The following is a 24,187-nucleotide window of genomic DNA, read 5'->3' on the forward strand; positions in this document are numbered from 1 at the left end:
TGGCGGAGTGGACGGGACTCGAACCCGCGACCCCCGGCGTGACAGGCCGGTATTCTAACCGACTGAACTACCACTCCTTATACTGCGCTTTTGCTACGTTCGCTGCTTAAAACACTGCCGCCGAATCTGAAACTGGTGGGTGCTGAGAGGCTCGAACTCCCGACCTACGCCTTGTAAGGGCGCCGCTCTACCAACTGAGCTAAGCACCCGTTTCGTGATTCAGTGCCTGATGTGTTTCCTGCTTTGCGGAAGCTCTCCCCGTGAACCGTTCATGCAACCGGGTTAAGCAATTCCTCAACCAGCAAGCCCATTAGTTTAGCGCATCCTTCAGAGCTTTGCCAGGCCTAAATTTAGGAACCTTTGCTGCCTTGATTTTGATCGCTGCGCCCGTGCGCGGATTGCGTCCGGTGCGCGCGGTGCGCTTGCCGACCGCGAACGTGCCAAAGCCGACCAACGTGACCGAATCACCCTTCTTCAACGTGTTTTTGACACCCGCGATGACTGCATCGAGCGCACGGCCGGCCGCAGCCTTTGAAATGTCGGCTTGCTGTGCGATGTGATCGATCAATTCCGTCTTGTTCATCCAAACCCCCGTGAATGTTTATTGGCAATCATGGCAGTGCTTTCCAGCACCTCCCGCCACGCGGCCGACGCGAACGCCAGGCCGCCCCATTAGAAGCGGCCGAAACCCTTGTGTCAACCGGGGTTGAGCCTGATCGGAGTGGTTTTAGAGGGGTGCTTTCATCACTGCATGTTGCAGCGGAAAGACTGGCGATGCGACGCAACGATGCGCGGATGATGCGCTGCCTGGAATGTGGGAATTTCGTCGAAGAGCGCAACATGCTCGGTGCATGACAAGGTCATACGGGCAATAAAAAACCCGCGGATTTGACCGCGGGTTTTCTGGTTCAGCGAGCGACAGTGCTGCTGGATGCTTTTGGCGTCAGCGCATTCTCATATGCGCTCCGACCTCAGTGCTTGACGACGTCCGTCGCGGCATCCTTGCCCGGTTCAGCCCCAACCGGCGCCGAGGGCTTCGGTTCTTCTTCCGGTAACGCCTGCGGCACACGTTCGAGCGCAAGTTCGAGCACCTTGTCGATCCAGCGGACCGGCACGATCTCGATCGCGTTCTTCACGTTGTCCGGAATTTCCGTCAAGTCCTTGACGTTCTCTTCCGGAATCAGCACCAGCTTGATGCCGCCGCGATGCGCCGCCAGCAGTTTCTCCTTCAGGCCGCCGATCGGCAGGACTTCACCACGCAACGTGATTTCGCCCGTCATCGCGACATCGGCGCGCACCGGAATACCGGTCAGCACGGACACCAGCGCCGTCGTCATCGCGATACCAGCCGAAGGACCATCTTTCGGCGTCGCGCCTTCCGGCACGTGAATGTGAATGTCCTGCTTCTCGAACGCTTCGTCCTTGATGCCAAGACGACGCGAACGCGAACGCACGACCGAGCGCGCCGCTTCGACGGATTCCTTCATCACGTCGCCGAGCGAACCCGTGCGGATCACATTGCCCTTGCCCGGCATCACCGCGGCTTCGATGGTCAGCAGATCGCCGCCCACTTCCGTCCATGCGAGACCCGTAACCTGGCCCACCTGATTTTCCTTCGCCGCCAGACCGAAGTCGTACTTGCGCACGCCGAGGAAGGTGTCGAGATTGCTGCCGTCGACCTTCACCGCGCCTTCCGCCTTCTTCAGCAGAAGCATCTTCACGACCTTGCGGCAAATCTTCGACACTTCACGCTCGAGCGAACGCACGCCCGCTTCACGCGTGTAGTAGCGAATGATGTCGCGGATCGCAGATTCCGTTACATCGACCTCGCCGTCCTTGAGGCCGTTGTTCTTCTTCTGCTTCGGCAACAGATAACGCTGCGCGATGCTGACCTTCTCGTCTTCCGTATAGCCGGACAGACGGATCACTTCCATCCGGTCGAGCAGCGGCGGCGGAATGTTCAGCGAGTTCGACGTCGCGACGAACATCACGTCCGACAGATCGAAGTCGACTTCGACGTAGTGATCGGCAAACGTATGGTTCTGTTCCGGATCGAGCACTTCGAGCAGCGCCGACGACGGATCGCCGCGGAAATCCTGGCCCATCTTGTCGACTTCGTCGAGCAGGAAGAGCGGATTGCGCACGCCGACCTTGGTCAGGCTCTGCAGGATCTTGCCCGGCATCGAACCGATGTACGTACGACGGTGGCCGCGAATCTCGGCTTCGTCACGCACGCCGCCCAATGCCATGCGCACGAACTTGCGGTTCGTCGCGCGCGCGATCGACTGGCCGAGCGAAGTCTTACCGACACCCGGAGGCCCAACGAGGCACAGGATCGGCGCCTTGACCTTGTCGACACGTTGCTGGACCGCGAGATACTCGAGAATGCGTTCCTTCACCTTCTCGAGACCAAAGTGGTCTTCGTCGAGCACGCGCTCCGCATTCGACAGGTCGTTGTTGACCTTGCTCTTCTTGCGCCACGGCAAGCCGATCAGCGTGTCGATGTAGTTGCGCACGACCGTCGCTTCCGCCGACATCGGCGACATCAGCTTGAGCTTCTTCAGCTCGGCGTCGGCCTTCTTCTTCGCTTCCTTCGGCATGCGGGCAGCCGTGATGCGCTTCTCGAGTTCCTCGAGATCCGCACCTTCTTCGCCCTCGCCAAGCTCCTTCTGGATCGCCTTGACCTGTTCGTTCAGGTAGTACTCGCGCTGGCTCTTCTCCATCTGACGCTTCACGCGCCCACGGATGCGCTTTTCGACCTGCAGGATGTCGATCTCGGCTTCGAGTTGCGCGAGCAGATGCTCGAGCCGTTCGATCACCGGGAACATCTCGAGGATGTGCTGCTTCTGGTCGAGCTTGAGCGGCAGATGCGCCGCGATCGTGTCGGCGAGACGCCCGGCCTCGTCGATACCCGACAGCGACGTCAGAATCTCCGGCGGGATTTTCTTGTTCAGCTTCACATACTGGTCGAACTGCGACACGATCGCGCGACGCAGCGCTTCGGTTTCAGCGCTGTCGGCGTGGTCGGGTTCGAGCGGCATGACTTCGCACGAGAACTGCGTTTCCTGTTCTTCGATGGAAAGCGTCTTCGCGCGCTGCAAGCCTTCGACGAGCACCTTCACGGTACCGTCGGGCAGTTTCAGCATCTGCAGGATGTTGGCGATACACCCTACTTCGTACATGTCCTTTTCGGTCGGCTCATCTTTCGCAGCCGTTTTCTGGGCGACGAGCATGATGTGCTTGCCGCCTTCCATCGCTGCTTCGAGAGCCTTGATCGACTTCGGGCGGCCTACGAAGAGCGGAATCACCATGTGCGGGAAAACGACTACGTCGCGCAGCGGGAGCAGCGGCAGCGTAATGCGTTCCGGCGGGAGGAGTTGGGTTCCTGACATTTCATTTCCCCATGAGTGGAATCAGTTCGTTCGATAGGTGAGGCCAGCAGAAAATATTGCAAGCCTCCGCGTGTGGGAAAAGTTCAGTGACTCCGAAGGTTCAGTGACTCCATAGTTGAGAACAACCAGCCTGACCACACGATAAACGAAAAAGCCGTTCACGTCGCCATGAACGGCTTTTTTGCAGAACCCGAAAGCCGATCAGTTCGAACCCGCGACTTTCGGCGCGTCTTCATAGATCAGCAGCGGTTTGCCGTCGCCGTCGATAACGTTGTCGTCGATGATGACCTTGCTGACACCTTTCATTTGCGGCAGGTCGTACATTACATCGAGCAACGCCTGCTCCAGAATCGAACGCAGACCCCGTGCCCCGGTCTTGCGACGGATCGCCTTGCGCGCCACGGCCTGCAACGCGGCGGGCCGGATTTCGAGCTCGACGCGCTCCATGCTGAAGAGCTTGTGATACTGCTTGACCAGCGCATTCTTCGGTTCGACGAGAATCTTCATCAGCGCCGCTTCGTCGAGCTTGCCGAGCGTGGCGACCACCGGCAGACGGCCGATCAGTTCCGGAATCAGGCCGAACTTGATCAGATCTTCCGGCTCCACCTCGCGAAGCACTTCGCCGGCATCGCGGTCCTGCTTGCTCTTCACGCTCGCGCCGAAACCGATCCCGGTCTTCTCGGTGCGATCGACAATGACCTTCTCGAGACCGTCGAACGCGCCGCCGCAGATGAACAGGATGTTGGTCGTATCGACCTGGATGAAGTCCTGGTTCGGATGCTTACGGCCACCTTGCGGCGGCACCGACGCCATCGTGCCCTCCACCAGCTTCAGCAGAGCTTGCTGTACGCCTTCGCCCGACACGTCGCGCGTAATGGACGGGTTGTCGGACTTGCGGCTGATCTTGTCGATTTCGTCGATGTAGACGATGCCACGCTGGGCTTTGTCCACCTCGTAATTACAATTCTGCAGCAGCTTCTGAATGATGTTCTCGACGTCTTCACCGACATAGCCGGCTTCCGTCAGCGTGGTCGCGTCGGCGATCACGAACGGCACGTTAAGAAGGCGCGCGAGCGTCTGCGCGAGCAGCGTCTTGCCGGAGCCGGTCGGGCCGATCAGCAGGATGTTGCTCTTCGACAGCTCGATTTCGTCCTTCTTGTCGAGATGCTTGAGGCGCTTGTAGTGGTTGTAGACCGCGACTGCGAGGATTTTCTTCGCGCGTTCCTGACCGATCACGTACTGGTCGAGAATTTCGCGGATTTCCTGTGGAGTCGGCAGGTCGGACTTGGACAAGCCCGCCTCGATGCCCGCGCCTGCGGCCTCGTCGCGGATGATTTCGTTGCATAGGTCGATACATTCATCGCAGATGAATACCGACGGGCCAGCGATCAGTTTTTTGACCTCATGCTGGCTCTTGCCGCAAAACGAGCAATACAACAGCTTTTCGCTGTTAGAACCTTTCTTGTCCGCCATAGATGTGTGAGCCTCCGGACACCGGATTACATAATACGCCGTTTGACCCCGCCACGTAGTTTGGGCGCGGCAGGGCTAGTGAGCACGATAACGGCGTTTGCCGCAGACGCCCGGACGGAAGTTGAACATTCACAACCGACCCGATGACGGTTTTGCCGCAACCGCGGGCAAAACAACAGGGCAAAACCGTACCAGATCAGGGACGCTTGTGCGCCACCTGGTCGACGAGGCCGTACGCCTGCGCGTCATCACCGGACATAAAATTGTCGCGGTCGGTGTCGCGCGCGATACGCTCGACAGGCTGACCCGTGTGGTGCGCGAGCAGATGGTTCAGCCGATCCTTCAGGTACAGGATTTCACGCGCCTGGATTTCGATGTCCGACGCCTGGCCCCGAGCGCCGCCGAGCGGCTGGTGAATCATCACGCGCGAATTCGGCAGCGCGAAACGCTTGCCCTTCGCACCGGCCGCGAGCAGGAACGCGCCCATGCTCGCCGCGAGCCCCATACACAGCGTCGAGACGTCCGGCTTGATGAACTGCATCGTATCGTAGATCGCCATACCCGCAGACACGGAGCCGCCCGGGCTGTTGATGTAAAAGTAGATGTCCTTGTCCGGATTCTCGCTTTCGAGAAACAGCATCTGCGCAACCACCAGATTGGCCGTCTGGTCGTTCACTTCGCCCACGAGGAACACGATGCGTTCCTTCAGCAGACGCGAATAAATATCATACGAGCGCTCGCCCCGGCCGCTCGTTTCCACGACGATCGGCACCAGACCGAGTGCCTGCGCTTCGAGATCCCGGGACGACTGGGAGGTCAACGTGTCCAGCATTTGGGCGCGAAAGGTCATGCAATGGATCCTTGTCTGGAAATATTCTGAATATTAGCTGCTGGACACAGGTTGGTGCGGCGAGCCCCGTATTCAAGTGCCGTCTTTGTGCGCACTGCACGCCCCGATCCGGCGCATCACACATTTTCACGGCACAAAAAAACGGCGTGCGGGCCGTCGGTCGCTCCGACAGCCGGCACGCCGTTGCAGCGGCGCTTACGCTTGCGCCGTTGCGCTTGCCAGTTCTTCGAAGCTCACTTCCTTGTCCGTCACCTTGGCCTTGCTGAGGACGAAGTCGACGACGTTGGCTTCAACGACGTACGCTTCCATTTCAGCAAGACGTTGCTGGTTCGAATAATACCAGCGGACGACTTCCTTCGGGTCTTCGTAGCTTTTCGCGAATTCGTCGACTTCGGCACGGATCTGCTCCGGCTTCGCCTGCAGTTCGTTCGCCTTCACGAGTTCGGCCAGCACGAGGCCCAGCTTGACGCGGCGCTCGGCCTGCTCCTTGAACATCGCGGCCGGGATCGGCGCGTCCTTCGCGTTCGGCACGCCACGCTGCTCCAGATCCTGGCGAGCCATCGCGACGAGGCGCTCCTGATCCTGTTCGATCAGCGCGTTCGGCACGTCGAGTTCCGAGATCTTAAGCAGCGCGTCCATCACCTGGTTCTTGACGATGGCTTGCGTGCGGCGCTTCGCTTCGCGCTCGAGGTTGTCCTTGATTTCGCCGCGCATCTTGGTCAGATCGCCGTCTTCGATGCCGAGCGATTTCGCGAATTCGGCGTCGACTTCCGGCAGATGCGGCCATTCGATCTTCTTCATCGTGATCGTGAATTGCGCCGTCTTGCCCGCCACTTCCTTGCCGTGGTAGTCGTCCGGGAACTTCAGATCGAATTCCTTCGCTTCGCCGACCTTCAGGCCGAGCGCCGCTTTTTCGAATTCCGGCAGCATGCGGCCTTCGCCGAGGACGAAGCCGAAGTCTTCGGCGCTACCGCCCTGGAATGCTTCACCGTCGAGCTTGCCGACGAAGTCGACCGTCACGCGGTCGCCGTCTTTGGCAGCCGTGTCCGCGCCACCGTCGCCGTGCTCGCCGGCTTCGCCGCGAGCGTGGAAGTGCACGCGCTGCTTGCGCAGGATGTCCAGCGTGCGGTCGATTTCCGCTTCGCTGATGCTGGTCGTGGTGCGCTCGATTTCAGCCGCGGCGACATCGCCCAGCTTCACTTCCGGGTACACCTCGAAAGTCGCGTCGAACGCGTAGCTGCCTTCGACGGCGTCGGCCTTCGGCGCGAAGCTCGGCTGGCCTGCGACACGCAGGTTCTCGGCGCGGCTGATGTCGAAGAATTCCTTGCCGACCTTGTCGCTCAGCACTTCGGCTTCCACCTGGCCCGAATACTGTTGCGTCACCATCTTGAGCGGCACCTTGCCCGGGCGGAAACCCGGCATGCGCACGTTCTTCGCGAGTTGACGGATACGCGAATCCACTTCCTTCTGCACGGCATCCTTCGGCAGGGAAATCGTCACGCGGCGTTCGAGCTTGCCGAGGTTTTCAACAACGTTAGCCATGGCTTCAATCGTCCTAAAATTATTCGAGCGAATCAGTTATCTTCTCCGTGCCGCCTGTCGATGTCGCTTCGCATCGATTAGCGCCGATTGCATCGCTGCGTACATCGATCCAGGCGCCTGCGCCGCGGGCTAGCAGGCCGCCGGCAACACGGTTGAGTCCAAAGAGCCGAATATTTTAGCAAACTATTTGCGCGCTAACCGGGATTCGATGATTGCATCGAGTTTTCCCTGCATTCCGGGCGTTTTGAGGGCCATTTTCGGGTAGTTTCGACACAGCGGGCGCGAGTTGCCGCTGGCATCGCCATCTGGTTTGCGGCGTGCGTAATTCGCCGCTGTTTCGTCATGCAATACAAAGCTCGCGCGGATGCTCGCAAGCGGCCGCAGCCAACGCTTCGTGGCGGCGATCCCCCCTATGCCGTTCGACATATTCAGCCGGCGCCCCCATGCTGATAAGCTAACGCACTCGGTCGGGCCACCGCCCGCAGCCGGTCGCCCGCAGCCGGTCGCCCGCAGCCGGTCGCTTCTTCCGCTCCAGCAACCGCTTACAACGACTCAAACCTATCAGAGACACCATGCCGAATTCGTCGCCCTCGCCTGTCGTCGTCATCGCTCCCGATTCATTCAAAGGCTCGCTCAGCGCCGAACAGGTCGCGCAGGCGATAGCAACGGGCATCCAGCGCGCACGCCCCGACGCCAGCGTGCGCATCTGTCCGATGGCCGATGGCGGCGAAGGCACGCTCGACGCCATGCTCACGAGCGGCGGCGAGCGCCGCACGCTTAGCGTGCGCGGTGCAGCCGGCCCAACGCGCGAAGCGCTGACGGCCCTGCTCGCGGACGGCAGCGCAATCATCGAAACGGCGGAAATCGTCGGCATTACGGACCCCGTCGGCATGGGCGTACCGGTCGAGGCGCGCAGCACGCGCGGCATGGGCGAAGCGATTCGCGCGCTGCTCGACGCCGGCGTGCGGCGCTTCTTCGTCGCGCTGGGCGGCAGCAGTACCAACGACGGCGGCGCCGGCCTGCTGGCGGGTCTCGGCCTGCAACTGTTCGACGCGCAAGGCAACGCGCTCGAAGGCACGCCCGAGCAGCTTGCGCGCGTGGCGCGAGTCGATGCATCGCTGCTCGACGCGCGGCTTGCCGATACGCAGTTCGTCGGCATGTCGGACGTCGACAATCCGCTGACCGGCGAGCACGGCGCGACCGCGATCTTCGGTCCGCAAAAAGGCGTGAAGCCCGAACAGGTCGCACCGATCGACGCGGCGCTCGCGCGCTTTGCCGATCTGCTCGAAGCCGCGCTCGGCCGCACCGCGCGAGACCTGCCGGGTGCGGGCGCGGCGGGCGGCCTCGGCTTCGCATTGCACATGCTCGGCGCGCAGTTCGAGCCGGGCGCGGAAACCGTCGCGCGGCAAATCGGTCTCGATGCCGCGCTCGCGGGCGCCGACTGGTTGATCACCGGCGAAGGCCGCTCCGACGTGCAGACGCTGCACGGCAAGGCGCCGTTCATCGCGTGCGCGCATGCGCGAGCCGCGGGCGTGCCCGCCACGCTGCTGTCCGGCGCGGTCGACTCCGCCGCGCTGCCGCGTCTTGCCGAATACTTCAGCGGCTGCTTTTCTCCGGCACCGGGGCCGATCACGCTCGACGTCGCGATTCGCGACGCGGCGCGCCTGCTCGCCAACGAGGCCGAGCAGTTGACGCGCCTGAAATACGGCGTGCGTTGACCCGCGAAACGGCTGCCGCAACAATCACAGCGCCACGACCGTTCCACTCATCACGGGGTGACCATGAAGGACTCTGCCAAAGCCGGGCTCGAGCAGTTCCTCACGTATCGTCTGCATGTGCTGAACAAACTGGCCGAGCGCGGCATCAGCGCGCGCTACGCGGCGAAGCTCGACGTGACGCTGCCTGAAGCGCGGGTGATCGCGGCGGTGGGATCGTTTGGACCGTTCTCGATCATGGATCTGGCACGCCATGCCAATCTCGACAAAAGCCAGGCAAGTCGCGCAGCCGAAGCGCTGATCCGGCAAGGACTCGTGCAGCGCGAGGCGAGCGCCATGGACGGTCGCGTCGTGCTGGTCTCGCTGACGCAGGAAGGCCGCGCGCTGTATCGCAAGGTGATGCCGATCGCGCGCAAGTGGAACGGCGATATGTTCGACTGCCTCGACGAAGAAGAAAAGGCCGCGTTCGGCGCGGCGCTCGACAAGGTGATCAGCGCGATGAACGCGCGGGAGTGATGTCGCGCGCCGAACCGGCCATGCCTGAGAGGAGCCGTTTCACGGCATCGGGCGGTGCATGTCAAAATTGAGCATTGGCCTACGCGCCGTCACCCCGCTTTCTCATCCAGGGACGTTTCAGTGGACATCAACAAACAGCTCGCGGCACTCACCGCGTCCGAACTGCAGACCGCCGGCGCGAGCCAGGCGACCGCGATCGCGCTCAGCGTCGTATTGCGTCATCTTCGTTCGCCGGAACTGGCGAAACTGCTGTCGTCGGCATTCGAAAATCATCAGGCGGTGATGCTGCAAACGCCGTGGCCGGACCAGATGCTGCAGGCGTTCGAGTCGACGCGCCGTTTCCTCGAAGGCGCCGCGCAAGCGGAATTGCCGGGCTCGCAGGAAGTGCCGGGAACACCGGGCGCCTGAGTCACGCGCTCGCGATGAAAGGCCGCGGAGCAACACGGCGGCCTTCCGGAAACCGCGCATAAAAGAAAAACCCCGTCGGTCCAAAGACTTGACGGGGTTTTTCTTGACTACGAATAAATGGTGCGAGGGAGGGGACTCGAACCCCTACACCCTTGCGGGCGTCAGGACCTAAACCTGGTGCGTCTACCAATTTCGCCACCCTCGCAGCCGGGTACGACGCGATGCGTCGCGCCCGATTGTCCTGTGCGCCACCAGCCGCGCGAAACACGCGCCCGAAAGCGTAAGCGCGAGATTCTAACCGATTGATTCGCGCTTGTCTGCACCCGGCGGTATCTGCGTGCGCGGCGCCGATGCTACAATTTTCGGCTCGTCGAGACGGGCGCCGCGACGCACGCCGGCGCTCTTCTCGCCAGTCCTTCCCCACACTCTCATCCCGTGAATTTCGACGACTATTGCCAGCAGAAAGCGGCGCCCCCAGGATCGAGCACCTACTATGCGCTTCGCCAGGCCCGCGCAGCCAGTCAGCCGCTGTTGACCGCGCTCTTCGCATTGCGTCGCGAGTTCGAGGAAACGGTCAAGGAGACAAGCGATCCCGCGGTCGGCCGCACGAAGCTCGCGTGGTGGCAGAAAGAAATCGCCGCGCTCGCCGCGGGCTCGCCGTCGCATCCGGTGTCCAAGGCGCTCGCGGCGCATCTGCCCGACGCGCAAGCCGAGTATCCGGCTCTGCAGGAACTGCTTGCGGGCTTCGAGATGGATCTCGACCAGGCACGCTATCTCGACTATCCGAACCTGCGGCGCTATGTGCGTGGTGTCGGCGGCAATTTCGCGTCGCTGGTGTCGCGCGCCGCGACGACCGGATCGGCCGACGCTGCCGCGCAAGCGTCGGAGTGGGCCGCACCGCTCGGCGAGGCGCTGATGCTCGCGCAGTTCGTCGCCGAAACGGGTAACGATGCGCGCCACGGCCGTATCTACGTCCCGATCGACGAGATGCAGCGCTACAACGTCACCGCCGCCGATCTGATCAACCGCAAATACACCGACGCGTTCACCGAGCTGATGCGCTTCGAGACACACCGCGCGCGCGACGCGGTGCAGACCGCGCTAGCCGCGGTGCCTGCCAGCGCGCGACGCGCCCAGCGCACGTTGCTCGCGCTCGCGGCGCTCGCGTTGGCATTGCTCGATGAAATCGAGCGCGACGGTTATCACGTGCTGCATCAACGCATCGCGCTGACGCCAATCCGCAAGCTCTGGATCGCGTGGCGCGCGAAGTAAGCACGGTGCATTAAAGGACGGCCGCGTTGAGAGGCGGCGTCGATGACGCCGTACGACACCGAACGCGAGTTTGGCGCCTGGATGGCTGGCAATGCCCAAGCACGCAAGCGCCCAGCCGCTCACGCCCGCAGCAACGGCAACGGCTCGAACCGCTGCTGCAGGATCGCCGATGCGTCCAGCCCCCACCACGGTCCGAGCACCGTCGCATAGAGCTGGTGAAAATCGACGCCGACCGGCAGGTTGCCATTCCCATCGAGCCGCGCAAGCAGCGGCGGCACGCCATACAAGCCGCCCTGCACGCGGCCGCCCGTCACGAAGTGCGGCGCCACCGTGCCATGGTCGGTGCCGTTGCTCTGATTCTCGCGCGGACGGCGGCCGAACTCCGCATACGTCATCACGAGCGTATCGTTCCACCGGCCCAACTCGACGAGCGCGGCCTGCATCGCCACCATGCCTTCCGCGAACTGTTTGAGCAATGCGGCCTGCTGTCCCGGCTGGTTCTGGTGCGTATCGAAGCCGTTCAGCGTTAGCCGGATCACCGCCACGCCCTGCCCGCTGACCGGTTGCTCTGAAGTCGTGCGGCCGGCGGCGCCCACCTTCAGGGTGTCCGAAGCGGCCAGCACCTGCATCGCCGTTTTGATCGAGCTGCCGAACGCGCCGCCCGGAAACGCGGTCTTCAGTTGAGGCTGTGCTTGCGTCGGACGCAGACGATCAGCCGCTTTCACGATGTCGTTTTCGACGTCCAGAATATGCGCGAGCGCCGGATTGCGCTCATGCAAGGACACCGGCGTCGCAAGTCGCGAGGCTCTGACGAACTGCGCGGGATTGACCAGCGCGATCGCGCGCGCGCCGTTTGCGAGCGGTCCCATTTCGGCACTCCCGATCACGACGCCGTCGGCCGCGAAACCGGCGGGCACCGGCCTCATCGCGAACGCCCTGGTCAGCCAGCCGTCACGCAGATACTGATCGGAGCGCGACGCGGTATCCCAGATCTCGATCGAGCGGAAGTGCGACAGGTTCGGCTGCGCATAGCTGACGCCTTGCACGATCGCAAGCTGCCGGCTGCGCCACAACGGCATCAGCGGCTGCAACGCCGGGTGCAGCGCGGTGCGCTCGTCGAGCTGAATCATCTGTTCGCGTTTGATGCCAATGTTTTTGCGCAGCGCGTAGTAGGCGGGATCGGCGAACGGGATCACGGTGTTCAAGCCGTCGTTGCCGCCTTTCAGTTCGATGAGAATCAGCAGGTTGTCATAACCTCCCCTCGGTACAACCGGCACAACCGGCGTATTCGACGCATCCCGCCACTGCGCAGCCATCGGCTCCCCCGCGCCGATCGCGCGAGGCAGCCACAGCGACGCGCCGGCGGCCGCGCCCATCGAAAGAAAGCTGCGTCGTTTCATGCTGCACCTCGTCGTGATCATGCCGGCGCGTGTCGTGCCGCCGCCGGTTGCATCGACTGCCACTACGTGGACTATTTCAACTGGTAAGCCGGGTCCATCAGCAAGGCTTCGAGGTACGCGCTCGCGGTCGAATCGGTGGCGATCGCATCGACCGGCGTGAACGGCAGCACCGCGTGCTGCAACTGCAATTCGGCCGACAGCCCCGGTTTCGCAGCCGGCGAAGCGTTGTAATGCGCGAGCCAATTCGCGATGTCAAAGCGTACGCCACCCTGGCCGGTGCGTACCATGACGCGCTGCAGCGGCGGGCCGGCCTGACTCGCGACGAGCGCGGGCCGCGCGCCGCTCGTGGCGCCCTTCGCGCTGGCCGCACGGCTCATGCCGGGCGCCCCCGCGCTTTCGGTCGCGCGAAACAACTGCTCGACGAATTGCTTGCGCGCGAGCAGTGTCGAGCTATTGATCCACGACGCGCCGCCCGGCCATCCTTTGACGTTCGGCGGATAGAACAGGTTCTCGCCGAGCGCGCGAATCTGCGCGGCGAACGACGCGGTGTCGTCGTAGCCGACATCGAATGCGCGCAGCGCGCCGATCACGAATTCGACCGGCGACTTCACCAGCACGCCGCGATTGTCGTCGCTCCAGAATGCATCGCTGAGGAAGAGCCCGCGCAGCGCTACCTTGATGTCATAGCCGCTCGCGCGAAACTGCGAGGCGATCGGCTCGACGCGCGCCGGGTCCGGCGTGTCGGAGATGAACTCGCGCCAGAGCTTCGTCGTGACGAACGTCGCGGTCTCGGGCCGCGCGAGCAGGATATCGAGCAGCTGGTCGCCATCGAACTCGCCGCTTCGGCCGAGCACGGTTTTCTCGCCGTCGTCGTGCTGGTTCGCGCGCCACACGTACGCCTGCGTATCGGGATCGAGACTCCAGCCGGTGTAGGCGCGCGCGGCTTCGGCGACGTCGCGCTGCGTATAGCGCCCCTCGCCGAGCGTGAACAGTTCCATCACTTCGCGCGCGAAATTTTCGTTGGGCTTGCCCTTGCGATTGCTCGCGCCATCGAGGTACAGCAGCATCGCGGGATCTTTCGCGACGGCGTGCAGCAACTCGCCGAAATTGCCGAGCGCATGCCGGCGCAACAGCAGATTTTGCCGCGCCATCAGTTGCGGATATTGGACCTTGTCCTGCCCCGACGTGAAGTGGTTATGCCAGAAAAGCGTCATGCGTTCGGTGAGCGCCGAAGGCGTGTTCAGCATCTCGCGCACCCACCATGCTCGTAATAGTTCGTAACGCTGTCCGAGCAGCTTTTGTTGCTCGCGACGCTGATCCGCTGTCCATGCGCTGCGCTCGGCACGCGTTGGAATCGGCTCGAACACCCAATCGGGAGGCGGCGACACGGCTTCGCTGCGCGCGTTCGCGAGTGTCTTGTCGACCGCCTGCGCGCGCGTCAGTCCCGCATATTGCGCGAGCTCGGCGTTATCGGGCGCAAAGCCGATGCGGGTCAGGAAAAAGCGTGCGTCGTCGATGTCGAGCAGGCTTTGTTGGTCGTCCGTGGCAAGGGGTGCCGCAGGCGCTGGCGCGGCCGCGCGATGACCACCGTGCGCGGCATGCGCCGGGCGTTGCTGCGCGAGCGCAGCAGATGACGCGTAGCTCAACGCAGCCGCCACGCCAAGCCGAAGCTCACCATTCACATGTCGAAGTAGTTTCGTCATCGCCGATCCGTTTTGCGTGACATCGCGAGCCGAGGCGCCCATATGCACGAAGATGCACACGAGACGCGCACGAACACGCGCTGGTGCTGCCGACTCAACGGAGCAGCGGATCAGGAAGTTGACGCTGAAGATGCAACAGGATTTTTCAGGCGACGATGCGCACTGGGATCAACGCTTGTACAACTCGCGCACGGCGTCTTCGATATGCTGCCGCAACAGCCGACGTTCTTCGGGTGTCATATGTCCGTCGCGGCGACGCTGATCGAGATCGGGGGGAACCGCGGTACGCAGCATCACGTCAGAGGCAGGGTGATCCACGCTCGGGTTGTGGTGGCTGGCCTTGCTATTGCCCGAATGGGGCGCATGCTCGCTCGCCGCTCTGTCGGCGGAGGGCTGCGCATGGGCGAGCGTTGGGCCCAGTGTGCCTGCGAGCGTACCGGCAACTGCCAGTGCAATCACGCTTAGGCGCACATTTGGCCAAACCCCTCCCTTCATGTTGTTCCCTTCGTGGCGCGGCAACCGGCTACCTCAGATACGTATACAAACCCCGGTAACAGCCGGGTACGAGAGTTTTGTCGAGTGAAGTATCCACCGAACAGCCGCATTCAGTAAAGGAGTCTAAACGCGCATACTTTACGTCATGCCACACTGCGGGTAAATTTTGTAACCGACTGTAACCCCAGAAATGGTGTAACCGCGCACCACTTTCTAATCGCGCTAAGATGCCGACCATGGAAACCAAAAACCCTTCGAAAATCCTCGTCGTCGACGACGATCCACGCCTGCGCGATCTTCTGCGCCGCTACCTCGGTGAACAGGGCTTCAACGTCTATGTCGCCGAAAATGCGCCGTCAATGAACAAGCTCTGGGTGCGCGAGCGTTTCGATCTGCTGGTGCTCGATCTGATGCTGCCCGGTGAGGACGGCCTGTCGATCTGCCGACGTCTGCGCGGCAGCAACGACCGCACGCCGATCATCATGCTGACGGCCAAGGGTGAGGATGTCGATCGCATCGTCGGCCTCGAGATGGGTGCCGACGACTACCTGCCCAAGCCGTTCAATCCGCGCGAACTGGTCGCGCGGATTCACGCGGTGCTGCGTCGTCAGTCGCCGTCCGAATTGCCGGGCGCGCCGTCCGAGACCACCGAGGTGTTCGAGTTCGGCGAGTTCGCGCTGAATCTCGCCACCCGCACGCTGACCAAGGCCGGCCAGGAAATTCCGCTCACCACAGGCGAGTTCTCGGTGCTGAAGGTGTTCGCGCGTCATCCGCGTCAGCCGTTGTCGCGCGAAAAGCTGATGGAGCTCGCACGCGGCCGCGAATACGAAGTCTTCGATCGCAGCCTCGACGTGCAGATCTCGCGGCTGCGCAAGCTGATCGAACCGGATCCGGGCAGCCCGCGCTTCATTCAGACCGTGTGGGGCCTCGGCTACGTGTTCATCCCTGACGGTGCAGCCTGAGTTTGCGCTCCACTTCACGGTCGACCAGAGTTGCCGCTTTAGCGTCTACTCTGGTCCCATGCAAAATCGTTTCTGTCTTTGACTTCACATAAGAAGGGCCCATGCGGATCGACCGGCGCCTCCTGACGCTCGCGTTCGGCGGCCTTTTCTGGCGGACTTTTCTGCTGATCGCGCTGTTGATCGCAGTCAGTCTCGCCGCGTGGTTCCAGAGCTTTCGCGTGATCGAGCGGGAGCCGCGCGCGCAGCGCGTGGCTCTGCAACTCGTCGCGATCGTCAAGCTCACGCGCACCGCGCTCCTCTATTCCGATCCCGACCTGCGGCGCGCGCTGCTGCAGGATCTGGAGAGCAATGAAGGGGTGCGCGTGTACCCGCGCGAAGCTACCGACAAATACAAACTCCAGCCCGACGAATCGCTGAATCGCCTGATCGAGCACGACATCCGCGGCCGACTCGGCGACGACACCGTGATCGCGCAGAGCGTGAACGACATCAACGGCGTATGGATCAGCTTCAAGATCGACGACGACGATTACTGGGTCGCCCTCGACCGCGATCAGCTCGACAACGCGACCGGCCTGCAATGGGCCGGCTGGGGCGTGTTCGCGCTCGCGCTGTCGCTGTTCGGCGCGGCGTTCATCACGAGTCTGGTGAACCGGCCGTTCGCGCGTCTCGCGATGGCCGCGCGCCGGGTCGGCTCGGGGCAATCGCCCGAGGCGTTGCCCGAACGCGGCATGGGCGTCGCCGCCGAAACCAATCGCAGCTTCAACCAGATGGTGCGCGACCTCGAACAGCTCGAGGCGGACCGCGCGCTGATGCTCGCGGGCATTTCGCACGATCTGCGCACGCCGCTCGCACGACTGCGGCTCGAAACCGAAATGAGCCCGTCCGACCAGGCCACCAAGGATGCGATGGTCGACGACATCGAGCAGATGGACATGATCATCGGCCGCTTCCTCGACTACGCGCGTCCGGTGCAGCGCGTGCCGGAACCGGTAGATCTCTCGGTGATCGCGAGCGAGCTTGCCGCGCGCATGCAAAGCGAGGACAGCATGCGGCTGATCACGCGGCTCGCGCCGTCGGCGGTGATCGAAGCCGATGAAACCGACATGCGGCGCGTGGTCGGCAATCTGCTCGAGAACGCGCGCAAATATGGCCTGAGCGACGGCGACGGTGTGCCGCACGTGATTCTCGAAACGCGCGTGTCGCATTCGCGTGTCGAACTGTCGGTGGTCGACGAAGGTCCCGGCATTCCCGAAGACCAGCTCGCGCTCGTCACGCGGCCGTTCTATCGAGTGAATTCGGCGCGCACCCAGGCCAACGGCACCGGCCTCGGCATGGCGATCGTGCAGCGGCTCGTCGCGCGCTATCGCGGCGCGCTGCGTCTGCGCAACCGCTCGCCCGGACCGGGGCTTGAAGTGACGATCGAGTTTCCGCTCGCGAAAAGCGCGTGAACCGTCGGCGCGCGGCACGGCGCGCCGACGCTATGCGAAACACGCCGCTGTTTGCGACTTCCGAAGGAGGCTTTGCATGAAAACCGTTGGCGATAAACTCGAAGCGTTCACCGTCATTGCCGCCAAGCCGGGCTTCAACCATCCCGAAGAACACGGCGTCTCGGCGTTCGAATACATCACCGATCAGTCGTTTCCTGGCAAGTGGAAAATCATCTACTTCTATCCGAAGGATTTCTCACTGGTCTGCCCGACGGAAATCGTCGATTTCAGCAAGCTCGTCAAGGAGTTCGAGAACCGCGAGGCGGTGCTGCTCGGCGGCAGCGTCGACAATGAATACGTGAAGCTCGCGTGGCGCCGCGAGTATAAGGAGCTCGACAGGCTCAACCACTATTCGTTCGGCGACGTGAAAGGCGAGCTGATCGACCAGTTGGGCGTGCGCGATCTTGAAGCGGGCGTCGCGCTGCGCGCGACCTTTATCGTCGATCCGGACAACACGATCCAGCACGTGGCGGTCAACAATCTATACGTGGGCCGTAGTCCCGCAGAAGTGCTGCGCATCCTCGACGGCCTGCAAACGGAAGAGCTGTGTCCGAGCAATCGGGCGATCGGCGGCGCGACGCTGTAAGCGGCACCGTCGATCGCCCCGGCAAAACAGCCAAAACCCGCTCAGCTCCTGACCAGCAACACCGCGGCCTGCGCCTCGATGCCCTCGCCGCGGCCCAGATAGCCGAGCTTCTCGTTCGTCTTCGCCTTGACGTTCACGCGCTCGATCGGCAGACCGAGGTCCGCCGCGATATTGGCGCGCATCCCTTCGATATGCGGCGCGAGCTTCGGCGCCTGCGCGATCACGCTGCTATCGACGTTGCCGATCGCAAAGCCCGCCGCCTTCACGCGCGCCACGCATTCACGCAGCAGCACGCGACTGTCGGCGCCGGCGAACTTCGCGTCGGTATCCGAGAAATGGCGGCCGATGTCGCCCAACGCTGCCGCGCCGAACAGCGCGTCGGTGATCGCGTGCAGCAGCACGTCAGCGTCCGAGTGACCGAGCAGTCCGCGCTCGTACGGAATCGTCACACCGCCGATGATCAACGCGCGTCCCGGCACCAGCGCATGCACGTCGTAGCCTTGCCCAATTCTGAAATCCATGTGCGTCACATCCTCAAGTGCTGAAGCTTTTATAGCTTCATCAAAGCCTGTCTAAATCTTGTTGGTGTCCAACCAGAGGCGAAGCATCACGAACCGGCAGCGCGGCTCAGAATCGCCTCGGCCAGATCGAAATCTTCCGGATACGTGACCTTGAAGTTGCGCAGGCTGCCTTGCACGAGCTTCGGCGCATGCCCCGACCATTCGATCGCGCTCGCCTCGTCGGTCAGATCGTGGCCGTCGGCCTGCGCGCGCAGGATCGCCTCGCGCAGCATGCCGATGCGGAACATCTGCGGCGTCTGCGCCTGCCACAAGCCGTCGCGCGCCTCGGTGCGGGCGATCCGGCCGTCGTGGGAAGCGCGGTCGATCCGCTTCAACGTATCGGCAACCGGCAACGCCATGATGCCGCCGACCGCGTCGTCCTTCAGCGAAGCGATCAGCGTGCGGATCAGCGCCGGCGTGATGCCCGGGCGCGCCGCGTCGTGCACGAGCACCCAGTCGTCGTCGTGGGCGCCGAACTCGGCGAGCGCATGCAGACCGTTGAGCACCGACGCCTGGCGCGACGCACCGCCCACGCGCCGCACCGCGAAACGCAGATTGCCGAAGCGGCGCGCGTCGAAGTGCTGGTCGTCGGGCGCGATCACGACGAGCGTCTGCGTGAATTCGCTGCACGCGTCGAACGCGGCGAGCGAGTAATGCAGCATGTCGCGGCCGGCGACGGTGCGGTATTGCTTGGGCATCGCGGCACCGGAACGGCTGCCGGTGCCCGCGCACGGGATCAGGGCGAAGAGACGGGAAGTCACGAGTGCGGATGCCGCCAGGTCAAAGTAAAGGACGGATTTTATAATAGGTCCTTCGCATCCACGCCCGGACACGCGTAAACTTGGCCGTCGTGTGAGCTCCGAGCCGCCCTTTTTCTCCCTTATGCCAGACATCGCCGCATCCTCGCAGTCCTCCTCGCCCGTCGCGCTCGTCAAGGCCGGCCAGCGTTTCGCCTTCGACGGCACGCGCGGTTCGTCCGACGCGCTGCTGATCGCCCGCTACCATCTCGCGTATCGCGAGAAGATGCCGCTCTTCGCGGTGGTCTGCGAAAGCGCGGTCGACGCGCAGCGGCTGTCGCAGGAAATCGGCTTCTTCGCGCCCGACGCGCGCGTGCGCCTGCTGCCCGACTGGGAGACGCTGCCTTACGACACCTTTTCGCCGCACCAGGACCTCGTGTCCGAGCGTCTCGCGACGCTGCACGACCTCGGCGAAGGCCGCTGCGACATCCTGCTGGTGCCGGCCACCACGGCCCTGTACCGGATGCCGCCCGCGTCGTTCCTGGCCGCCTACACGTTCTCGTTCTCGCAGGGCGAGCGGCTCGACGAGGCGAAGCTGAAGGCGCAACTGACGCTCGCCGGTTACGAGCACGTGAGCCAGGTCGTGCGTCCCGGCGAATATTGCGTGCGCGGCTCGCTGCTCGACCTGTTCCCGATGGGCTCGCCGCTGCCCTACCGGATCGACCTGTTCGACGACCAGGTCGACTCGATCCGCGCGTTCGACCCCGACACGCAGCGCAGCCTCTACCCGGTCAAGGACGTGCGTCTGCTGCCGGGCCGCGAATTCCCGTTCGACGAAGCCGCCCGCACCGCATTCCGCAGCCGCTGGCGCGAGACCTTCGAGGGCGATCCGAGCCGCGCGTCGATCTATAAAGACATCGGCAACGGCGTGCCGTCGGCGGGCATCGAATACTATCTGCCGCTGTTCTTCGAGGAGACGGCCACCCTCTTCCATTACCTGCCCGACGGTTCACAACTCGCGTTCGTCGGCGATCTGGACGCGGCGATCCGGCGCTTCAGCAACGACACGAAGCAGCGCTTCAACTTCCTGTCGCACGACCGCGACCGGCCGATTCTCGAACCGCAGAAGCTGTTCCTGTCGGATGAAGATTTTTTCACGTTCGCCAAGCCGTTCGCGCGCCTCGTGCTGCCCACGAACGGTGACGGCGCGTGGTCGCTCGCGCTGCCGAACCTCGCGATCGACCGTCACGCCGACGACCCCGTCTCGGCGCTGCGCGCCTATCTGAGCACGACGCCGAACCGCGTGCTGTTCGCCGCCGAATCGGCGGGCCGCCGCGAGACGCTGCTGCAACTGCTCGCCGACAACCAGCTGAAGCCCGCCTCGGCCGACAGCTTCGCCGACTGGCTCAGGAGCGACGCGCGCTTCTCGCTCGGCGTCGCACCGCTTGCGAACGGCTTCGCAGTGCCCGGCGACGGCATCGCGATCATCACCGAGACCGAGTTGTACGGGCCGCTCGCGCGCCGCGCGGGACGCCGCCGCCAGGAACAGGCGAGCAACGTCGATTCGATGGTGCGCGATCTGTCCGAGTTGAAGGTCGGCGACCCGGTCGTGCATTCGCAGCACGGTATCGGCCGCTACATGGGTCTCGTGACGATGGACCTCGGCGAAGGCGAAACCGAGTTCCTGCACCTCGAATATGCGGGCGACAGCAAGCTCTACGTGCCGGTCGCGCAATTGCACGTGATCTCGCGCTATAGCGGCGCCGATCCGGAAAGCGCGCCACTGCATTCGCTCGGCTCGGGTCAGTGGGAAAAGGCCAAGCGCAAGGCCGCGCAGCAGATCCGCGACACCGCCGCCGAGCTGCTCAATCTGTACGCGCGCCGGGCCGCCCGCGAAGGCCACGCGTTCGCGCTCGAACCGAAGGACTACGTGAAGTTCGCCGAGAGCTTCGGCTTCGAGGAAACGCCGGACCAGGCCGCCGCGATCGCGGCCGTGATCGGCGACATGACGAGCGGCAAGCCGATGGACCGGCTGGTGTGCGGCGACGTCGGCTTCGGCAAGACCGAGGTCGCATTGCGTGCCGCGTTCATCGCGGTGATGGGCGGCAAGCAGGTCGCGCTGCTGTCGCCGACCACGCTGCTCGCCGAACAGCACACGCAGACCTTCAGCGACCGCTTCTCCGACTGGCCGGTGCGCATCGCCGAGTTGTCGCGCTTCAAGTCGACCAAGGAAGTCAACGCGGCGATCCAGCAGATCAACGAAGGCTCGGTCGACATCGTGATCGGCACGCACAAGCTGCTGTCGTCCGATGTGCAGTTCAAGCGGCTCGGGCTCGTGATCATCGACGAGGAGCACCGCTTCGGCGTGCGTCAGAAGGAAGCGTTGAAGGCGCTGCGCGCCGAAGTCGACGTGCTGACGCTGACCGCGACGCCGATCCCGCGTACGCTCGGCATGGCGCTCGAAGGTCTGCGCGATTTCTCGGTGATCGCGACCGCGCCGCAAAAGCGCCTCGCGATCAAGACCTTCGTGCGGCGCGAGGAAGACGGCGTGATTCGCGAAGCGATGCTGCGCGAGCTGAAGCGCGGCGGCCAGGTCTACTTCCTGCACAACGAAGTCGAGACGATCGAGAATCGCCGGCAGATGCTCGAAGCGCTGGTGCCCGAAGCGCGCATCGCGGTCGCGCACGGACAGATGCACGAGCGCGAACTGGAGCGCGTGATGCGCGACTTCGTCGCCCAACGCGCGAACGTGCTGCTGTGCACGACGATCATCGAAACCGGCATCGACGTGCCGAGCGCGAACACGATCCTGATCCATCGCTCCGACAAGTTCGGTCTCGCGCAATTGCATCAGCTGCGCGGCCGCGTCGGACGCTCGCATCATCAGGCGTACTCGTATCTGCTCGTGCACGATCCGCAAGGGCTCACCAAGCAGGCGCAGCGGCGACTCGAAGCGATCCAGCAGATGGAGGAACTCGGCTCGGGCTTCTATCTCGCGATGCACGACCTCGAGATTCGCGGCACCGGCGAGGTGCTCGGCGACAAGCAGTCGGGCGAGATTCAGGAGATCGGCTTCCAGCTCTATACCGACATGCTCAACGACGCGGTGAAGGCCCTCAAGAACGGCAAGGAGCCGGACCTCACCGCGCCGCTCGCCGCGACCACCGAGATCAACCTGCATTCGCCGGCGATCCTGCCGTCGGACTATTGCGGCGACGTGCAGGAGCGTCTGTCGCTGTACAAGCGACTCGCGAACTGCGAACACAACGACTCGATTGACGGCATCCAGGAAGAGCTGATCGACCGCTTCGGCAAGCTCCCGCCGCAGGCGCATGCGCTGGTGGAAACGCATCGGCTGCGGCTCGCGGCGAAGCCGCTCGGCATTTCGAAGATCGATGCGGGCGAAGCGGTAATCGGCCTGCAGTTCATCCCGAACCCGCCGGTCGACGCGATGCGGATCATCGAGATGGTGCAGAAGCACAAGCACATCAAGCTCGCGGGTCAGGACAAGCTGCGCATCGAAACGCGCAGCCCGGATCTCGCGGTGCGTGTCGCGACCGTCAAGGAGACCTTGCGCGCGCTCGGTTCGCCGAGCCGCGGCACCGCGCCGGCGCCCGCGCGCTGAGCGCCGATCGCCGCGCGCGAAGGGTCCGGGGAACTGCAGAAAACGGGGGGACGTCCCCCGTTTTCTGCATCGATGCTGCGCTGCGCCAACGCGGCCTCGGGTTTTTGGAAGCCCTTACGAAAATGCGATTTGGGATATGATCGATAGATACAAAATGCTGGAGTCAAGTCATGTCTCACGTCGCTGAAACAGCGCACTCGTCGCAGTCGTCCGCCTCCTCCGCATCTCCCGCTTCTCCGCTATCTCTGCCCTGGGTCACCCGTCTCGTGTCGATGGATACGGTGAGCCGCAATCCCAATCTCGGCCTGATCGAAACCGTGCGCGACGAGCTGCGCGCGGCCGGTATCGACGCGACACTGACGCACGGCAAGGGCGGCCAATGGGCGAACCTGTTCGCGACGATTCCCGCGCACGACGGCGAAACGAACGGCGGCGTCGTGCTGTCGGGCCACACGGACGTCGTGCCGGTGGACGGCCAGCAATGGGACAGCGATCCGTTCAAGCCCGAGATTCGCGGCGACAAGCTCTACGGCCGTGGCAGCTGCGACATGAAGGGCTTCATCGGCGCGGCGCTCGCGCTCGTGCCCGACATGCAGCGCGCGAAGCTCGCGAAGCCGATCCACTTCGCGCTGTCGTACGACGAAGAAGTCGGCTGCGTCGGCGCGCCGCTTCTGATCGCCGATCTGATGAAGCGCGGCGTGAAGCCGGACGGCTGTATCGTCGGCGAGCCGACCAGCATGCGCCCGATCATCGCGCACAAGGGCATCAACGCGTATCAGTGCTGCGTGCGCGGCCAGGCCGCGCATTCGTCGCTGACGCCGAAGGGCTTGAACGCGATCGAGTACGCGGCGCGCCTGATCTGCTACATCCGCGACATGGCCGACCAGTTCCGCGCGCAAGGCCCGTTCGACGAACTGTACGACGTGCCGTTCAGCACCGCGCAGACCAGCACGATCACCGGCGGCAACGCGATCAACACGGTGCCGGCCGAATGCCAGTTCCAGTTCGAATTCCGCAATCTGCCGACGCTCGATCCCGAGCAGATCTTCGCGCGCATCGACACTTACGCGCGCGACACGCTGCTGCCGAAAATGCTGCGCGAGCATCCGTCGGCCGCGATCGAGATCACGAAGATCGCCGCGGCACCCGGACTCGATTCGTCTGAACAGGCCGCGATCACGCAGCTCGTACGCGCGCTCACAGCCGACCAGGACAAGCGCAAGGTCGCGTACGGCACCGAGGCCGGGCTCTTTTCGAACGCGGGGATTCCGAGCATCGTCTGCGGCCCCGGCGATATCCAGCAGGCGCACAAAGCAAACGAATTCGTCGAGCTCGGGCAGCTCGTCGCGTGCGAGCGCTTCTTGCGCAAGTTCATCCACAGCATGTCGGTCGAGGCCGCTTAGCCCGTTTCGTTGCAGCGGCGCGCAATCGCAATGAACCTGCGCGCCGCGCCACGGGTCT

The 24,187-nt window shown here is 63.5% G+C and carries 20 protein-coding genes and 3 tRNA genes; 9 read left to right on the forward strand and 14 right to left on the reverse strand.

All coding sequences use genetic code 11. The features are described from left to right. The 8 genes from EVC45_RS07015 to EVC45_RS07050 form a co-directional block, all read right to left on the reverse strand. A tRNA-Asp gene (locus tag EVC45_RS07015) sits at positions 1–77 on the reverse strand. A 56-nt stretch (positions 78–133) separates the two neighbouring features. Next, positions 134–209 (reverse strand) — tRNA-Val (locus tag EVC45_RS07020). Between the two features lie 101 nt (positions 210–310). Further along, a complete protein-coding gene (locus tag EVC45_RS07025; RefSeq protein WP_129957302.1) occupies positions 311–583 on the reverse strand; it encodes an HU family DNA-binding protein in 273 nt (90 codons plus the stop codon). A gap of 388 nt (positions 584–971) precedes the next feature. Continuing rightward, positions 972–3,392: an endopeptidase La gene (gene lon / locus EVC45_RS07030; protein ID WP_129957303.1), complete on the reverse strand. Its 2,421-nt coding sequence runs from the start codon at positions 3,390–3,392 to the stop codon at positions 972–974. Between the two features lie 201 nt (positions 3,393–3,593). Continuing rightward, positions 3,594–4,865 (reverse strand): ATP-dependent Clp protease ATP-binding subunit ClpX, encoded by a 1,272-nt coding sequence (gene clpX, locus EVC45_RS07035; RefSeq protein ID WP_013089402.1) that lies wholly within the window; start codon positions 4,863–4,865, stop codon positions 3,594–3,596. A 196-nt stretch (positions 4,866–5,061) separates the two neighbouring features. Beyond that, a complete protein-coding gene (gene clpP / locus EVC45_RS07040) occupies positions 5,062–5,715 on the reverse strand; it encodes an ATP-dependent Clp endopeptidase proteolytic subunit ClpP (protein ID WP_013089401.1) in 654 nt (217 codons plus the stop codon). A 195-nt stretch (positions 5,716–5,910) separates the two neighbouring features. Next, entirely contained in the window at positions 5,911–7,257 is a 1,347-nt protein-coding gene (gene tig, locus EVC45_RS07045; RefSeq protein WP_129957304.1) for a trigger factor, read from the reverse strand. A gap of 183 nt (positions 7,258–7,440) precedes the next feature. After that, positions 7,441–7,683, reverse strand: coding sequence for a hypothetical protein (locus EVC45_RS07050; protein WP_129957305.1), 243 nt, complete (start codon positions 7,681–7,683; stop codon positions 7,441–7,443). 146 nt (positions 7,684–7,829) lie between these two features. On the opposite strand from EVC45_RS07050, the gene EVC45_RS07055 reads away from it, so the two are divergent. The 3 genes from EVC45_RS07055 to EVC45_RS07065 all read left to right on the forward strand — a co-directional run bounded on the left by EVC45_RS07055 (position 7,830) and on the right by EVC45_RS07065 (position 9,896). Then, entirely contained in the window at positions 7,830–8,975 is a 1,146-nt protein-coding gene (locus EVC45_RS07055) for a glycerate kinase (protein ID WP_129957306.1), read from the forward strand. Between the two features lie 63 nt (positions 8,976–9,038). Then, positions 9,039–9,488 (forward strand): MarR family winged helix-turn-helix transcriptional regulator, encoded by a 450-nt coding sequence (locus tag EVC45_RS07060; RefSeq protein WP_129957307.1) that lies wholly within the window; start codon positions 9,039–9,041, stop codon positions 9,486–9,488. 120 nt (positions 9,489–9,608) lie between these two features. Further along, positions 9,609–9,896 (forward strand): hypothetical protein, encoded by a 288-nt coding sequence (locus tag EVC45_RS07065; protein ID WP_129957308.1) that lies wholly within the window; start codon positions 9,609–9,611, stop codon positions 9,894–9,896. A 118-nt stretch (positions 9,897–10,014) separates the two neighbouring features. Here the strand turns inward: EVC45_RS07065 and EVC45_RS07070 are convergent. Continuing rightward, positions 10,015–10,101 (reverse strand) — tRNA-Leu (locus EVC45_RS07070). A 230-nt stretch (positions 10,102–10,331) separates the two neighbouring features. Here EVC45_RS07070 and EVC45_RS07075 point away from each other — a divergent pair. After that, complete coding sequence (locus EVC45_RS07075) at positions 10,332–11,168, forward strand: squalene/phytoene synthase family protein (RefSeq protein WP_129957309.1); 837 nt, start codon at positions 10,332–10,334, stop codon at positions 11,166–11,168. A gap of 119 nt (positions 11,169–11,287) precedes the next feature. On the opposite strand, the gene EVC45_RS07080 is transcribed toward EVC45_RS07075, so the two are convergent. The 3 genes from EVC45_RS07080 to EVC45_RS07090 all read right to left on the reverse strand — a co-directional run bounded on the left by EVC45_RS07080 (position 11,288) and on the right by EVC45_RS07090 (position 14,766). Further along, positions 11,288–12,568 carry a DUF1501 domain-containing protein gene (locus tag EVC45_RS07080; RefSeq protein ID WP_129957310.1) on the reverse strand — a complete coding sequence of 427 codons (1,281 nt, stop codon included), beginning with the start codon at positions 12,566–12,568 and terminating at the stop codon, positions 11,288–11,290. 71 nt (positions 12,569–12,639) lie between these two features. After that, the gene (locus EVC45_RS07085; RefSeq protein WP_129957311.1) at positions 12,640–14,271 is read right to left on the reverse strand and encodes a DUF1800 family protein; all 1,632 of its coding nucleotides are present in this window, start codon (positions 14,269–14,271) and stop codon (positions 12,640–12,642) included. Between the two features lie 168 nt (positions 14,272–14,439). Beyond that, positions 14,440–14,766 (reverse strand): hypothetical protein, encoded by a 327-nt coding sequence (locus tag EVC45_RS07090; RefSeq protein WP_129957312.1) that lies wholly within the window; start codon positions 14,764–14,766, stop codon positions 14,440–14,442. 227 nt (positions 14,767–14,993) lie between these two features. Here EVC45_RS07090 and ompR point away from each other — a divergent pair, with 227 nt between their 5' ends. The 3 genes from ompR to EVC45_RS07105 all read left to right on the forward strand — a co-directional run bounded on the left by ompR (position 14,994) and on the right by EVC45_RS07105 (position 17,804). Further along, positions 14,994–15,728 carry a two-component system response regulator OmpR gene (gene ompR, locus EVC45_RS07095; protein WP_006048917.1) on the forward strand — a complete coding sequence of 245 codons (735 nt, stop codon included), beginning with the start codon at positions 14,994–14,996 and terminating at the stop codon, positions 15,726–15,728. Positions 15,729–15,829: 101 nt separating this feature from the next. After that, the gene (locus EVC45_RS07100) at positions 15,830–17,179 is read left to right on the forward strand and encodes an ATP-binding protein (RefSeq protein WP_129957313.1); all 1,350 of its coding nucleotides are present in this window, start codon (positions 15,830–15,832) and stop codon (positions 17,177–17,179) included. 76 nt (positions 17,180–17,255) lie between these two features. Next, positions 17,256–17,804 carry a peroxiredoxin gene (locus tag EVC45_RS07105; protein WP_129957314.1) on the forward strand — a complete coding sequence of 183 codons (549 nt, stop codon included), beginning with the start codon at positions 17,256–17,258 and terminating at the stop codon, positions 17,802–17,804. A 41-nt stretch (positions 17,805–17,845) separates the two neighbouring features. Here EVC45_RS07105 and ispF read toward each other — a convergent pair whose 3' ends face one another. Further along, positions 17,846–18,325, reverse strand: coding sequence for a 2-C-methyl-D-erythritol 2,4-cyclodiphosphate synthase (gene ispF, locus EVC45_RS07110; protein WP_018432029.1), 480 nt, complete (start codon positions 18,323–18,325; stop codon positions 17,846–17,848). An 86-nt stretch (positions 18,326–18,411) separates the two neighbouring features. After that, positions 18,412–19,125, reverse strand: a complete 714-nt coding sequence (gene ispD, locus EVC45_RS07115; protein WP_129957315.1) for a 2-C-methyl-D-erythritol 4-phosphate cytidylyltransferase — start codon at positions 19,123–19,125, stop codon at positions 18,412–18,414. A gap of 121 nt (positions 19,126–19,246) precedes the next feature. On the opposite strand from ispD, the gene mfd reads away from it, so the two are divergent. Then, positions 19,247–22,726 carry a transcription-repair coupling factor gene (mfd, locus tag EVC45_RS07120; protein ID WP_129957316.1) on the forward strand — a complete coding sequence of 1,160 codons (3,480 nt, stop codon included), beginning with the start codon at positions 19,247–19,249 and terminating at the stop codon, positions 22,724–22,726. A 170-nt stretch (positions 22,727–22,896) separates the two neighbouring features. Beyond that, entirely contained in the window at positions 22,897–24,129 is a 1,233-nt protein-coding gene (gene argE, locus EVC45_RS07125) for an acetylornithine deacetylase (RefSeq protein WP_129957317.1), read from the forward strand. Positions 24,130–24,187 lie beyond the last annotated feature (58 nt).

Source organism: Paraburkholderia sp. UYCP14C, from assembly GCF_004197395.1.
GTDB lineage: Bacteria > Pseudomonadota > Gammaproteobacteria > Burkholderiales > Burkholderiaceae > Paraburkholderia.